Below are 13,971 nucleotides of genomic sequence, written 5' to 3'. Positions count from 1 at the left end.
GCTCTTATGCGTCGTTTCTTTCTGAAGCTGTTTCTGCCGCTAGCCGTTGTTTCGGGCCTAACTACGGCGGCCGTCATGAAGCCCCAGCAGGGCTTCAACCTTTTCTCAATTAACCAGGATATTGCATTGGGCGCCCAAGTGGCCAAGCAAACCGATTCGTTGTACCGCGCCAAAGGCCAGCTGTTGGCTCGCTCTAGCAATGCCCGCGCGTATAAGCTGCTCGATGGGGTAGTAAACCGGGTGCTGGATAATGGCAATATAAAGTACCGCAAGCAGTTCCCCTGGGATGTGCAGATTATCAAAGATGACAACATCCAGAATGCCTTTGCTACACCAGGGGGCCACATTTATGTGTTTTCAGGGCTGATCAAGTTCCTGGACAATGAAAACCAGCTAGCGGGCGTACTAGGCCACGAAATTGCGCATGCCGACCGCCGCCACAGCACGCAAATGCTGCAGCAGCAATATGGCGTGAGCATTCTGCTCGGCATTGTGTTGGGCAACAATTCCAACCAGCTTGTGCAGATAGCAGCAGGCTTAGGCCAGCTGAAATTCAGCCGCAACTACGAAAACGAGGCTGATAAATACTCCACCATTTACCTCAACGGCACCCGCCACTACGCCTGCGACGGTGCCGCCGGCTTTTTCATCAAAGCCGAAAAGCAGGGTGGAGGAGGTGCACCGGAGTTCCTGAGCACGCACCCCAACCCCGGCTCCCGCATTCAAAGTATTCAGCGCAGTGCCCAGCAGCTAGGCTGCACCAACCGAAACCCTAGCAGTGCTAATTTCAATGAGCTGAAACGGTTGCTCTAATTGCCCGTCATTTTCTGCGTGAACAAAGCCCGCAGCGCCAAACAGGTGCTGCGGGCTTTATTTTTCTGTTCGGGAATTACGGTGGGTTTTTCGGAGCTTGCAGGCAGAGGTAACTTCATTCTGATTTCTTTTGGCCGATTCTAGTTCTGCCGTTCGTTTTGCTATTTGTGGCGTGGGCCATATTGGTCGGCGCCATGCCACCCTGGTGTCACGGCACGCTAGCGCCCGCCTGGTGGCTTTGGTTGACATTCGGCCCGAACTAGCACCGGAGCTGGCCGCTGAGTTTCCCGGCGTGCCCTTTTTTTCCTCACTTGATGCCTACCTGGCGGCCGGTGCGGCAGCTGATGTACTAACTATAGCTACACCAAATGACCAGCATGCGCCACAAGCTATGCTGGGGTTGCAGGCTGGGTTACACCTAGTAATTGAGAAGCCCATTGCCCTGCGTACTGCTGATGCTGAAGCCATGGTGCGCGCCGCGCAACAGACTAACCGACTGGTGTTTGGCGTGATGCAGAACCGCTACTCGCCGCCCGCGGCCTGGCTTAAGCAGATTCAGGAGGAGGGGCAACTAGGACAAGTGTATTTGGTGCAGCTGAACTGCTTCTGGAACCGCGATGCCCGCTATTACCGGCCCGGTGGCTGGCGCGGCACCCAAGCCCAAGATGGCGGTACGCTCTTCACGCAGTTTAGCCACTTTGTGGATCTGCTGTACTGGGTGTTCGGCGACATCACCAATATTTCGGCCCGCTTCCGCGACTTCAACCACCAAGGTCTCACCGAATTTGAGGATAGTGGCCTGGTGACGTTTGACCTCGTGCGCGGGGGTAGTGGCACCTTGCAGTATAGCACCGCCGTCTGGGACCGAAACCTGGAGAGCTCCCTCACGGTAGTAGCGGAGCACGGCAGCGTCCGGATTGGTGGGCAGTACTTGGATAAGGTGGAATATTGCCACCTGCGCAACTATCAGCTGCCTGCGCTGCCGCCCACTAACCCCGCCAACGACTACGGGCCCTACCAGGGCAGCGCCGCCAACCACGTGCAGCTAATTGACGACGTAGTGACTACTATCCGGAATGGTGGGCCGGCACCCACCAACGTGCAGGAAGGTGTAAAGGTGGTTGAGATTATTGAGCGGATTTATAGTTTGCGGTAACCGGTCAGTAGCAAGTGCCCGTGCCAGCCGGAATCTGCCGATCTTACGGTAACAATCAGCCTTCGCGTTCTGCCTACTATGACTCTCCCAGATCAGCAAGCACGTACGGAACTGCGCGCCTGGCAACAGAAAATGCAAAAAAAGCCCACGCTGGTGGGGCGTTTCACGCGCCGGATACAAGCGCGGCTGAATGCATTTCTGCCCGAAAAGGTGCACCAGGCTCTCACGGCGGCCATCAAGCAAATGGTGCGCGGCGTTCTGTTTGGCTCTACGCACACTACGCGCCGTCCGCAGGCCGATACGCCGTTGGCTGAGCGCGAAGCTGCGGTGAAGAACACGCTGCGGTATTACCGCAATACGGCTGCCGCGGAAGGAGCCATGACGGGAGCGGGCGGCTTCCTGCTCGGGCTGGCCGACTTCCCGTTGCTGCTCGGCATCAAGCTGAAGTTCCTATTTGATGTGGCGGCCCTCTACGGCCACGACGTGCGCGACTACACCGAGCGGTTGTTCCTGCTGCACATTTTCCAGCTAGCCTTCAGCAGCCAGCATACTCGCAACGAGATTTACAGCCGCGTTGCTAACTGGGATGCCTACCGCCACACGCTCCCGACCGATGTGCAGGAATTCGACTGGCGCACGTTTCAGCAGGAGTACCGCGATTACATTGACTTGGCCAAAATGGCGCAGCTAGTGCCCGTAATTGGAGCGGCCGTAGGAGCGGTGGCCAACTACCGGCTCCTGGAGCAGCTCGGCGACACAGCCATGAACTGCTACCGCCTGCGCTGGTTTGCCGCAGAGAACACGCCTGATGCTTTACCCAACGTAACTACCTAGTAACGGCCTAGACTGGCTTTGCTCATAAAACAAAAAGCCCCAGCGCAGGAATGCGCCGGGGCTTTTGGGTGAGGTAGGTGGCACTAGCTTTTGGCCTTACGTGGATGCTGGGCTTTGTGCTTGGCCATTTTCTCCTGTTGCAGCTGAGCATACTTCGCGTATTGATCAGCGCTTAAAATTTGCTTGAGTTGGGCTTCGTAGCGCTCCTTGCCGGCCTTCATGGCTTGGTGGCCCTGCTTTTTATCGGCGGTGGAAGCTACTTGCGTGCGCTTGGCCTGCATTTCCTGGTAGCGGGCCAGGTTCAGCTGCCGGACTTGCTCGGTTTGAGCAGCCGAGAGGCCTAGCTTCTGGCTGAGACTTTTTGCTTTTTGCTCAGCGCGCTGCTCAGGGGTTTTGGCGGCCTTGGTGCCTTTTTGGTGCTTGGCGTGTGCTGCTTTTACGGGCGTAGTTTGAGCCGAAGCGGCAGCAGCAGAAAGGGAGAAAGCGGCGAGGAGAACGAGAAGCTTTTTCATGGCTATGTTAGATTGTTTAAATTCAGGGAAAGAAGCAGGCCGTCGTCCGGAACAGGCGTTTATGCTTCTGCTAGGTCAATAGGCAACTCAGATGCCAACTTTAAGCAAACCCGGACCCTAGCAGCCTCTGAAAATATTTAAATTTTCCGGTTAAACTTCCGCCAGTAAAATCTATCAGCAAAAGCAGTGTTCTGATAGTGAGCGTGTTATGAGTTGATAAGACTTGGCTGCTAGGGCACCAGTTGGCTTCAGGAGTTGATAAAATACGCAGTGTGGTAGAGCGAGAAAGACCCTGTTTGCAGGAGCAGCATTCCGGTTCTACCTTTGTCGCATCAATTCTTTCTAGCCCAAAGGATTGTTTTTATACAGAGGCGCTGAGAGACAGGCTCTATGACGCGTCGGCAACCATCCGCAACAGCCGGAACGGTGCCAATTCCTGACCATATAAAAACAACAAGCCGTGGACTTTTGCCTCTGCCGTAGTACCTGTTTCGTAGTTTCCGCTGCCCTTCTCAGTGGGCCCTATAGGGCCCAGCGCTGCTGTATGAGCCGCTGTTGTTGCTGTTGAGGCTGCGGCTTCTGCCCTGAGTTTTTGACCCATTTGGCTTTGGATGGTATCGTTACCTAGCATTCAAGCCCTAGGCATCTCTTTTCTTCTCTTCATTTCCTGGCCAGCGCTGCTGCCTGTAGTTGCCCGGCAATACGCGTCGCTTTCGGCTTTTTAAGAAGCTAGTAAGGCTACGTAATGTGCTGACATCGGCAACCCGCGTTGCTAGCCGGTTAAGCGGCAGCAGGCGTTGCAGCCAGGATATTCTCTTACCAGCCAACTACTACCTGGCGAATCACTTTATGCTCAGAAAATCATTGGAACTGCTTCGGCAGGAAGCGGCCGAAACGGGCGCTAACACCCTGAAACGAAGCCTGAACGGCTTCAATCTTATTACCATTGGCATCGGTGTCATCATTGGGGCGGGCCTGTTTTCGCTCACGGGCATTGCGGCCGCCAACAATGCTGGTCCGGCCGTTACGCTCTCGTTTGTGGTGGCAGCAGTGGGCTGTGCTTTCTCGGCGCTGTGCTACGCTGAGTTTGCCTCCATGGTGCCGGTTGCGGGCTCCGCTTACACCTATGCCTATGCCACCATGGGCGAGCTGTTTGCCTGGATTATCGGTTGGGACTTAGTGCTGGAGTACTCCGTAGGCGCGGCCACGGTGGCTATCAGCTGGTCGCAGTATCTGCTGAAGTTCCTGAGCAAATACGGTATCAACCTGCCTCCGCAGCTGGTGATGTCGCCGTTTGAAACGGCTACGATGGCTAATGGCACCGAAGTTCACGGCTTGGTGAATATACCGGCCATGCTTATTGTGCTGGCCATCACCATGATTATTATCCGCGGTACCTCGGGCTCGGCCTGGTTTAATGCCTTGGTGGTTACGCTGAAGGTGGCCGTGGTGCTGGTATTCATCGGGCTCGGCTGGCAGTACATTGACCCCGCCAACTACCAGCCGTACATCCCGCAAAACACCGGCACGTTCGGGGAGTTTGGCTGGAGCGGTATTCTGCGCGGGGCAGGGGTAGTATTCTTCGTATTCATTGGCTTTGATATTGTTGCCACCATGGCCCAGGAAACCAAAAATCCGCAGCGCAATATGCCCATCGGCATCATCGGCTCCCTGCTGATTTGCACCGTATTGTTTGTGCTTTTTGGCCACGTCATGACGGGCCTGGCCAACTACACCGAGTTCAAGAACAGCGCTGCGCCCGTGGCTATTGCCATCGAAAAAACGCCGTACGCCTGGCTGTCATCGGCCGTGATTCTGGCCATTATCATCGGCTACACCTCCGTTATTCTGGTGGATTTGCTGGGCCAGAGCCGCGTGTTTTTTAGCATGGCCAAGGATGGGTTACTACCCCCGGTATTCTCCCGAATCCATGAGCGGTTCCGCACCCCTTTGCAGTCGAATCTGCTACTAGGCTTGTTTATTGCCTTATTCGCGGGGTTTGTGCCGATTTCGGTGGTAGGCGAAATGACCTCTATTGGCACCTTGCTGGCCTTCGTAATGGTGTGCCTGGGCATTCTGATTATGCGCAAGCGTGAACCCGACGCCCCACGTGGCTTCCGCACGCCGTGGGTGCCGCTGGTACCTATTCTGGGTATCCTGACCTGCCTCATAATGATGCTGTCGTTGCCTTGGGAAACGTGGTTGCGCCTGGCAGTGTGGCTGGCCATTGGCTTGGCTATTTACTACGGCTATGGCCGCAAGCACAGCAAGCTGGGGCAGCAAAAGCAGCAGCAAGCCGCCTAAACGCAGCAATTCTTCTTATCAAGATGACTATCACAACCAGCCGATGCGCTACGCTCGGCTGGTTGTTTTTTTATGCGCCAAGAACAGTAGTTTTGACGCACACTACTTTATACTAATCCTGATTTTACTGTGGAAACGAGTACGCCTGAAGTTGCTACCGCCTCTCTATCGAAACCAGCCCCAGCTTATCCTACCTTAAAAGAAAGCTGGACATTTATCGGCTGGTATTTACTCGTGACGCTACTCGTGGGCCTGCCTACCTCTTTGCTCGCCAGCAAGGTGCTGCACCTATCAAAATCCGTAACTGGTATGGTTGTGGCCGTGTTGTCTAACGTAGCCCTGCTTGGGTTTATGCGCTGGAAAGCCGGCAAGCGCTGGAACCCGGTGCAGTTCACGGGGCAAGAGAAGGGGTGGCTGTACGCCCTGCTGCCCCTACTGGTGCCGGCCCTGGTAATGGTGCTGTCGGTGGTGCAGCTACTAGGGCTTCCTGACTGGCAGCAACGCTTTTTTGAAGAACTTGTGCACGAGCCAGTAGCGGCGTTCCTCGTAGGAGTTGTTGCGGTACCCATACTGGAGGAAGTGCTATTTCGGGGCGTGATTTTACAAGCCTTGCTCCGCGCATACCGGCCGTGGGTTGCCATTGGCCAGTCGGCGCTGCTCTTTGGCATAATACATTTTAATCCCGCCCAAAGCCTGGGAACCGCCCTAATTGGGGTAGTACTAGGGTGGCTTTACTACCGAACCCGCTCCCTGTGGCTGTGTATCAGCATACATGCGCTCAATAATCTGTTGGCTTTCGCCTCCATGATATGGCCTGTGGGCAAGGCGGCTGATAGCCCGGGAATCTTGCTTGCTACGTCGCCGGGGCTGTATATCGGGTTGGTGCTGCTCAGTGCCCTAGTACTTTTCCTGGTGCTGCGGCGTGTGCAGCAAACCACCACACCGGTACCGATGCCTGAACTGCTACCAACTGAGGAAGAACCACTCCTTTCTGTTAGGGCTTAACTCCGTTTTACTAGGTAGCTAAATGCCTCAAACCGGTGCTGACTCAACAAGCTAATCAGGATAACGCTGGGCTTGTAGGCTTTCCGGCAGTAGCTTTAAATTACTAGGTCTGCTAAGTTGATAAATCACAAAAAAGCCCCACCAATGAATCGGTGGGGCTTTTTTATAGGGCGCTCATACGCGTTACATAAACACTTTGCGCAGCGCCCAGAGGCTCCAGATGATAACCATCAGGCCCACGCAAACAAACATCCAGCGCACCGGAATGCGGCCGGCCAAGCGGGCGGCAAGTGGAGAGGCCGCTACGCCGCCCACAATTAGGCCCAGGATGATTTGCCAGTGCGAAATGCCCAGCGTGGCGAAGAAGGTGACAGCGCTGGCAAACGTGACAAAAAACTCCGTGACACTAACCGAGCCGATAACATACTGCGGGGTGCGGCCTCCGGCAATGAGCGTGCTGGTAACCAAAGGCCCCCAACCGCCGCCGCCAAACGAATCGAGGAAGCCGCCGGCCGCGGCCAGCACGCCCAGCTTCTTGTGCTTTTTGCGCGGACCCGGCTTGGCAAAGGCTTTCGAAATAATGCGAATACCCAGCAGCAGCAGGTAAAGAGCCAGAAACGGCTTCACGTAGCCCGCATACACTTCGCCAAACCTGGAAAGCAGATACGCGCCCGTAATAGCGCCCAGCACTCCCGGAATCAGGAGCACTTTGAACAGCTTTTTATTCACGTTGCCGAAGCGGTAGTGATGGTAACCCGAGGCCCCGCTGGCAAACATTTCGGCGGTATGAATACTGGCACTCACGGCCGCTGGCGCAATGTTGAGGCTCATCAGGCTGATAGCCGTTACTACCCCGTAACCCATGCCCAAGAGCCCATCAATCAGTTGAGCCCCGAAACCGATAACCACAAACAGATAAAACGTTTCGGAAGAGCTGGCCACATCCCACACCTGCTTCCAGGTGAGGTAGTAGGAGAGGATGTTGAACACCAGCATGGCCGCAAAGGCCAGCAGGGCAGTGGTAGCTATGCGCCGCCACTTGGCCGCCGCCGGCGACTCATAGGCCGGGCCACCGGTTAGCTCAGCCGTAACGGCATTCAAGGACTTTACTTTTTCGGCAAAATCGCCGCCTACCTTCTCCCGAATGTGCGACATGCGCTGCAGCACGTCGTGCAGCTCATCGGGCAGGGTTTGGGTCAGCATTTCCCGGAGGCGCTTGGCAATGGTCGGCGACTTGCCGTTGGTGCTGATGGCAATTTTTAGGTCGCCTTTCTGCACAATAGAGCCCAGGTAAAAGTCGCAGGCATCGGGCGTGTCGGCCACGTTGCAGAGCAGGCGCTGGCGCGTGGCATCGGCCTTGATGGCTAGGTTCAGAGCTTTATCATTGGTAGCCACAATTACCAAATCGTGGCCTACTAGGTCGGTGGTATGGTAGGGCTGCTCGCGCAGCTGCACGGCCGGGTGTCGCTCCGCCAGTACCCGCAGCTCCGGCGAAAACCAGGTGGCTACCACCGTAATAGCCGCATCGGGGCTGTTGGCCAGTAGCGCCGAGAGCTTCTCGTAGCCTACGTAGCCGCCGCCTACCAGCAACACGTGCAACTGCTCCAGCTTCAGGAAGATGGGGAACAGCCGATTGGAATTAGGTTGGGGCGGCGGCTCCGGCTGGGGAAGTAGTTCAGAGGAGGAAAGAGGCATTAGCTGGTGTTGGTTGGGGGCGGAAAATGCGGTACGCAGCGAGGTCGAACGTTCTGCCAGCAGGAGCTCAGATAGTGCATGAAACTACTAGGCCTCCGGCAGTCAGAAAGTCAATTTAACGACTTCAGGTTATTACTCATGAAACGTGAGGCCGCTGGTAGTGGCTTGCACGTAGCCCCGGCGAATCATAAAATCGCCGAAGTGCTCCTGCGGCTGGCGGTTCTGGGCGTAGTCGGCGAAGAGGGGAGTGAGCTCCGCCACAATACCGTCTTCATCCAGCATTTCCTTATAAAGCTTGTTCATCCGCTCCCCATTGAAAGCGGCGCCGAGGTACAGATTATAACGGCCCACGGCCCGGCCTACCAGCCCAATTTCTGCGAGGTACGGGCGGGCGCAGCCGTTGGGGCAACCAGTCATCCGAATCAGGATGTCGTCGTGAGTGAGGTGGTGTGTGGCAAGTATAGGCTCCAATCTATCAATAAGTTGCGGAATATAGCGCTCGGCCTCCGCAAATGCCAACGAGCAGGTGTTCAGGGCTACGCAGGCCAGGGCCCCACGGCGCAGGCCTGAGGTGGTACCCACGGCTACGCCGTATTTCGCTAGGGTAGCCTCAATGGTAAGCCGGTCTTCGGGCGCTACGTTGGCCAGAATCAGGTTTTGATTGCCGGTCAGGCGGAAGTCGCCGGTGTGGAAAGCCGCAATTTCGCGCAGGGCGGTTTTCAGCTGGTGGCCCGGCCGGTCGGCCACCCGGCCGCCTTCCACAAACAGCGTCAGGTGCTGGGCGCCATCGGGGCCAGTGCTCCACCCAAAGGCGTCGCCGGTGCTCTTGAATTGGTAGGGGTGGGTTGGCTCCAACTCAAAGCCTAGGCGCTGGTTGAGCTCCTGCCGAAAGACCTCCAGGCCCACGCGGTCTAGGGTGTATTTCAGGCGTGAGAACTTGCGGTTTTCGCGGTTGCCCCAGTCGCGCTGAATGGTTACTACCTGCTCGCACAGGGCCACTACCTTGTCGGCAGGCACAAACCCAATGAGGTCGGCGAGGCGCGGGTAGGTTTCGGGCATCCCAAACGTCATGCCCATGCCACCGCCTACGGCCACATTGAAGCCTAGCAGCCGGCCGTTTTCTTCAATGGCAATCAGGCCCAGGTCATTCGCGAAGATGTCCGTGTCGTTGTGGGGCGGCGCGGCCAGCGCAATCTTGAACTTTCGGGGCAGATACGTTTTGCCATAAATCGGCTCTGCGTCTTCTTCGCCCTCGTTTGGCGCGCTGCTGTATTTCGATTCGCCGTTCAGCCACAGCTCCCAATAGGCCGAGGTGCGCGGCGTGAGGTGGGTGCTGATTTGCTTGGAGACTTCATATACCTGCTCGTGCACCCGGCTTTGATGTGGGTTGGGGTTGAACATTACGTTGCGGTTCACGTCGCCGCAGCCCGCAATGCTGTCTAGCAGCACGTCGTTAAAGCCTTGAATTGTTTTTTTGAGGTTGCGCTTGAGCACGCCGTGCAGCTGGAAGGCCTGGCGGGTGGTAAGCTTGAGCGTGCTGTTTGCGTAGCGGTCGGCCAGCGCATCCATGCGCAACCACTGGTCAGCGGAGGCCACGCCGCCGGGCAGGCGCACCCGAATCATGAGAGAATACAGCGGCTCCAGTTTCTGGCGCTTCCGCTCGCTGTCCAGGTCGCGGTCGGTTTGCTGATAGGAGCCGTGAAACTTGATCAGGTGGGTATCATCGGGGTTGAGCGCGCCCGTGAGCGGCGTCAGGAGGCTTTCGGCCAAGGTGCCGCGCAGGAAGTTGCTAGCCTCCTTTACGTGTTCAACCTCTGAAAGCTTTTTGGTATCGGCCATAAGACTAGGGGGCAGAAGTAGGAGAAACCGGGACGGGCGGCGGGGTGGGCCGCAAGTCGAAGTTGTGGAAGTAAAACACCCGAATGGTGTGCTGATTGCGGTAGGCATTGCCCGCCGGCAACTGCTGAAACAGATGCATGTAGCCGCCCTGCAGCTGGGAATGAGAAGTGAGCTGATACACCACGCCGGCAAACAGCCGGTTCTGGTCGAAGTAGTTGTAGCGAATCTCCTTGCCGAAATTCATCATTACCTCGTTGTTGAGCAGAAACTGCAAGCCACCGGGCTCAAAGCCGTGCTTGGTCAGGGGCAGAAATAGCGCGGCGTTGTAGCGGGTGCGGTAGTTAAAATTGAAGTCGTCGGTGCGTTCAGTGCTTTGAATGGTGCGCCGGAACCGTTCTTCTAGCCGCACCCACTGCATCAGGCGCGCCTTCGGAAATTTGCTAAACCACTGCACCTGCTGCCAGGGCCGATGCTCGGGCTGCCCGATAGTGCGGGCCCCATCGGGGAAGTGGTGCACGTAGGCATAGCCACCGGTCAGGCGCACATCATCGGTTAGGTAGTACGTGAGGCCTAGGCGCGCTAAGGTCTGGAACATGTCCTGCACGTAGTGGTCGTGCAGGCGTAGGTGCAGGTCGGTCCAGGTGCCCCAGCGGTCCGAGAAGCGGGTTTGGTTGAAGATGCCCAGCCAGGTTTGCTGCTCCCGTACGTACTGCTTCTGCGCCGTGGCTTGCTGGCCTAGCAGGAGTAATAAGCTCAGAGAAAATAGTAGCCGTTTCATCCTAGCGCAGCACGGTGTTGTCGAACGTCAGGGCCACGTAATAGAGCCCGCCAATGGTGGGGCCAGCGGCGTACTGGTAGTAGCGGTTATTGAACAGGTTAGCGCCGCCCACCTTAATGGTCGATTTGAGGCTAGGCACGCGCACGTTCACTTGGGCATCAACGGTCTGGTAAGCGGGCACGCGGCCATTGGCCAGGGGGCTTTCCCAAGTGAAGGTGCTTTGGCGGCGCCACACCACGTTAAAGCCCACGTTGCGCACAATCTCGCGGTTGCCGAAGTTGATGTTCGTTACCCAGTGTGGCGTATTGAAGCCCGTCACGAAGATGTCGGCCTGGTCGTTGGCGGAGAGGGCGTTGTAGTTGACGTTGCCGCCTAGGGTGAATTTCTGGTAGAAGTTATAGGTAACGCCCAGCGTGGAGCCGTAGCTGCGGTAGTTGTTGCGGGCATTAGTGTACACGCGGTACCGGTCTTGGCGGGCGGCGCGGTTGGTGGCCAGGGCCGCCAGCACGGCATCATCGGAACCTACCTGCACCTGCTGGCCGCTAGCGTTTTTGGGCACGCTCACTTCCACCTGGCCCAGGAAACCGGAGTAGATGTTGTAATAGGCATCGGCATCAATAGAAAGCCGGTTATCAAGCAATACACTGCGGTAGCCCACTTCGTAGGCGTTGATCTGCTCCGGCTGCTCGGTGGGCAGATTGCCAACCTGCAGCAAGCTCCGGATTTCGGGGCGCAGAGCAGCTTGCGAGGCGGTGCTGCCAGTGTTAGCGGCCACATAGGCATTCACAGCCGCGTTGAATGTCGAAATGGACGCTAGGGTGTAGGAATTATCCAGGTAGTAGAGGCCTTCGTTCACGCGGGCCAGACCACCCACCCGTCGCACGTTGCCATTGTTCACGAAAGACAAGGCCTCAAACAACGACGGGAAGCGCCAGCCGTTCTGGTACGAAGCCCGGAAGTTGTGCTTGGCAGCTACCGTGTACACAGCCGCTACCCGCGGGTTCAGCTTGGGGTCGAACTCCGGGTTGTAGTCGAGGCGGAGCGAAGCGGTGAGCTTCAGGCGGTCTTGGAGCAGCAGCTTGGTGGCCTGCCCGAAACCCCCGATTTTCTTGTAGTACTGGTTGTTGCCGCCCGGCGTGGTGCGCTCCGAAAGCGGCCGGCTGAAGTCCACAAAGTTGTTGCCATCCGGAATCACCTCATATAAGCGGGCATCGGCGCCAAGTACCACATCGGCAAACTTCACACGCTGGCCCAAGTTCCAGAGGGCGTCGGCGTGGTAAGTGCGGCTGCGCTGCGTAAGGGCCGCCCCGCCCGGAATAGGCGCGCCGGGTACGTTCACGCCGCTGTCCCAGTTGTTGGTGCGGGTAATCTGGTCTTTGAGGGCGTTGAACGCCGGAGTGCCTGGTACAGCTCGGCCTTGGTCGGCTACTACGCGGGCTTGGCGCATGGCGTCTGCTAGGGCCGCACCAGCGCCCAACTGGCTTTGCAGCTCTGCTTTAAATGTATTGCCCCAATCGGCATTCTTGCCGTTCTGCAGGTCGAGGTTGAGGGCCAGCGGATTGAGGTTGTAGGAGTCGCCGGTGTTTTCTACGAGCATGTAGGCGCGGGCCGTGAAATCCTGGCCCTTCAGCTCCAGCTTGTGGTTTTGCACCGTCACGCCGTCCAGCTGAATTTTGTTGCCCCGCTGAAATACGCCGTCCATGAGCCCGAAGCGGTAGCCGTAGCTCAGCTCCATCTTGTCCGTGAGCTTGTAGTGCAGGCTGGCATCGGCCTTGATATTGCGCACAATGGGGTTCACCAAATCCCGCTCGTAGTAGCCCGTGCGCCGGATGTTAAAAGTCTCGTTGCGGCCGTTGTAAGGAATCGTAATGCTGACGTTGCCGGCGTTGTCATCGCCGTAGCGGTTCCAGAGGTCGGCGGCGGGGTTGTTGGGGCCACTCAACTCCGGAAAGCGCGGGTTGGCTGAGCTCAGCTTCTGCGGGTTCTGGTCGTTCTGGGTGTCGGAAAGCCAGTCAGTGCCACGCAGGTAGCTCAGGTTTACTTTGTAGGCCGAGCGCTGGCCTGCGCCCAAAGCCTGCGCCCAGCGCACGGCGGTTTCAGTGAGCACGCTAGGGTCGCGGTCTTTGCCATCTACGTGGTTTACGCCCACCTTCTGATACACGCTCATGCCCTGGTAGCTGAACGGGCTTTTGGTGGTGAGGTTGGCCATGCCGTTGATGGCGTTCATGCCATACAAGGCCGAGGCCGCACCGGGCGTAATTTCCACGCTGGCAATGTCCAGCTCGGTTGGGCCGATGGCGTTGCCTAGGGGCACGCCAAGCGTAGCGGCCTGCATGTCCACGCCATCCACGAGCTGCATAAAGCGGAAGTTGTTCGGGATGTTGAAGCCGCGGGTGTTGGGTACTTTAAAGGTGAGGCTGGAGGTTGTCATCTGTACGCCCTTCACGTTTTCCAGGGCGTCGTAGAAGCTAGGCGCGGGCGTTTCCTTAATGGCCCGGATATCGAGCTTCTCAATAGCGACTGGCGAGGTCAGCCGGCTTTCCTCCACCCGCGAGGCCGATACCACCACCTCGTTCATGGCCACTGCCTTCGACTCCAGCTGAATAGCTATGGGCTGGCTGCCGCTGGCAATTTCCAGTTCCCGGGCTTCGTAGCCGAGAATGTTAAACACTAGGGTAAACGGGAATCGCAACTTGGCCTTGAGCGCAAACTGCCCGTTTCCGTCGCTGAGCGTGCCCGCGGCCCCGCCCTTCACACTGATACTTACCCCAGGCAGCGGCTCCTGGGTAGTTTTTTCGCGCACGGTGCCGCTGATGGAGATAACCGCATCTTGGGCGTGGAGCGCAGAAGTGCTGGCCAGCAAAATCGCCGGCACCAATAAAGAAGCGTAGGATTGCTTCATAACTAATCGGAAGGTTTCTGAAAAGAGGAAGGGTAGTACTCAGTCAGGCCCATGGCACTAGGTGCTGCAGGCTAGTAAAGCATTCGTAAAAGCCGCGCAAAGCGCTACCGGAGGGCTGCTCGCATCAGGCCTG

The 13,971-nt window shown here is 57.2% G+C and carries 10 protein-coding genes and 1 riboswitch; of the genes, 5 read left to right on the top strand and 5 right to left on the bottom strand.

From position 1 onward, the window contains the following. Positions 1–6 precede the first annotated feature (6 nt). From ACYVHC_RS14350 to ACYVHC_RS14340, 3 genes are all read left to right on the top strand, one after another. Complete coding sequence (locus tag ACYVHC_RS14350) at positions 7–813, top strand: M48 family metalloprotease (protein ID WP_460614447.1); 807 nt, start codon at positions 7–9, stop codon at positions 811–813. A gap of 130 nt (positions 814–943) precedes the next feature. After that, positions 944–1,969, top strand: coding sequence for a Gfo/Idh/MocA family protein (locus ACYVHC_RS14345; protein ID WP_460614446.1), 1,026 nt, complete (start codon positions 944–946; stop codon positions 1,967–1,969). A gap of 78 nt (positions 1,970–2,047) precedes the next feature. Then, positions 2,048–2,803, top strand: coding sequence for an EcsC family protein (locus tag ACYVHC_RS14340; protein WP_460614445.1), 756 nt, complete (start codon positions 2,048–2,050; stop codon positions 2,801–2,803). Positions 2,804–2,886: 83 nt separating this feature from the next. Here the strand turns inward: ACYVHC_RS14340 and ACYVHC_RS14335 are convergent, their stop codons facing one another. Beyond that, on the bottom strand, positions 2,887–3,315 hold the full coding sequence (locus tag ACYVHC_RS14335; protein WP_460614444.1) for a hypothetical protein: 429 nt from the start codon (positions 3,313–3,315) through the stop codon (positions 2,887–2,889). Between the two features lie 358 nt (positions 3,316–3,673). Next, positions 3,674–3,766, top strand: a riboswitch (SAM riboswitch). Between the two features lie 398 nt (positions 3,767–4,164). Between ACYVHC_RS14335 and ACYVHC_RS14330 the strand changes: the two genes are divergently transcribed. Then, complete coding sequence (locus ACYVHC_RS14330; protein ID WP_460614443.1) at positions 4,165–5,619, top strand: amino acid permease; 1,455 nt, start codon at positions 4,165–4,167, stop codon at positions 5,617–5,619. 234 nt (positions 5,620–5,853) lie between these two features. Further along, entirely contained in the window at positions 5,854–6,624 is a 771-nt protein-coding gene (locus ACYVHC_RS14325) for a CPBP family intramembrane glutamic endopeptidase (protein WP_460614442.1), read from the top strand. 183 nt (positions 6,625–6,807) lie between these two features. Here ACYVHC_RS14325 and ACYVHC_RS14320 read toward each other — a convergent pair whose 3' ends face one another. From ACYVHC_RS14320 to ACYVHC_RS14305, 4 genes are all read right to left on the bottom strand, one after another. Next, entirely contained in the window at positions 6,808–8,319 is a 1,512-nt protein-coding gene (locus tag ACYVHC_RS14320; protein WP_460614441.1) for a TSUP family transporter, read from the bottom strand. Between the two features lie 132 nt (positions 8,320–8,451). Next, on the bottom strand, positions 8,452–10,158 hold the full coding sequence (locus tag ACYVHC_RS14315) for an assimilatory sulfite reductase (NADPH) hemoprotein subunit (RefSeq protein WP_460614440.1): 1,707 nt from the start codon (positions 10,156–10,158) through the stop codon (positions 8,452–8,454). Between the two features lie 4 nt (positions 10,159–10,162). Then, positions 10,163–10,936, bottom strand: a complete 774-nt coding sequence (locus ACYVHC_RS14310; protein ID WP_460614439.1) for a DUF2490 domain-containing protein — start codon at positions 10,934–10,936, stop codon at positions 10,163–10,165. Between the two features lies 1 nt (position 10,937). Beyond that, positions 10,938–13,838 carry a TonB-dependent receptor gene (locus tag ACYVHC_RS14305; protein ID WP_460614438.1) on the bottom strand — a complete coding sequence of 967 codons (2,901 nt, stop codon included), beginning with the start codon at positions 13,836–13,838 and terminating at the stop codon, positions 10,938–10,940. Positions 13,839–13,971 lie beyond the last annotated feature (133 nt).

Source organism: Hymenobacter seoulensis (genome assembly GCF_054780535.1).
This window is presented reverse-complemented; position numbering and strand designations above follow the sequence as displayed.

Bases quoted from the DNA above. Each gene is read 5' to 3' on its own strand.
- ACYVHC_RS14350 (WP_460614447.1), top strand. From the start codon at position 7: ATGCGTCGTTTCTTTCTGAAGCTGTTTCTGCCGCTAGCCGTTGTTTCG.
- ACYVHC_RS14340 (WP_460614445.1), top strand. From the start codon at position 2,048: ATGACTCTCCCAGATCAGCAAGCACGTACGGAACTGCGCGCCTGGCAA.
- ACYVHC_RS14335 (WP_460614444.1), bottom strand. From the start codon at position 3,315: ATGAAAAAGCTTCTCGTTCTCCTCGCCGCTTTCTCCCTTTCTGCTGCT.
- ACYVHC_RS14330 (WP_460614443.1), top strand. From the start codon at position 4,165: ATGCTCAGAAAATCATTGGAACTGCTTCGGCAGGAAGCGGCCGAAACG.
- ACYVHC_RS14320 (WP_460614441.1), bottom strand. From the start codon at position 8,319: ATGCCTCTTTCCTCCTCTGAACTACTTCCCCAGCCGGAGCCGCCGCCC.
- ACYVHC_RS14315 (WP_460614440.1), bottom strand. From the start codon at position 10,158: ATGGCCGATACCAAAAAGCTTTCAGAGGTTGAACACGTAAAGGAGGCT.
- ACYVHC_RS14310 (WP_460614439.1), bottom strand. From the start codon at position 10,936: ATGAAACGGCTACTATTTTCTCTGAGCTTATTACTCCTGCTAGGCCAG.
- ACYVHC_RS14305 (WP_460614438.1), bottom strand. From the start codon at position 13,838: ATGAAGCAATCCTACGCTTCTTTATTGGTGCCGGCGATTTTGCTGGCC.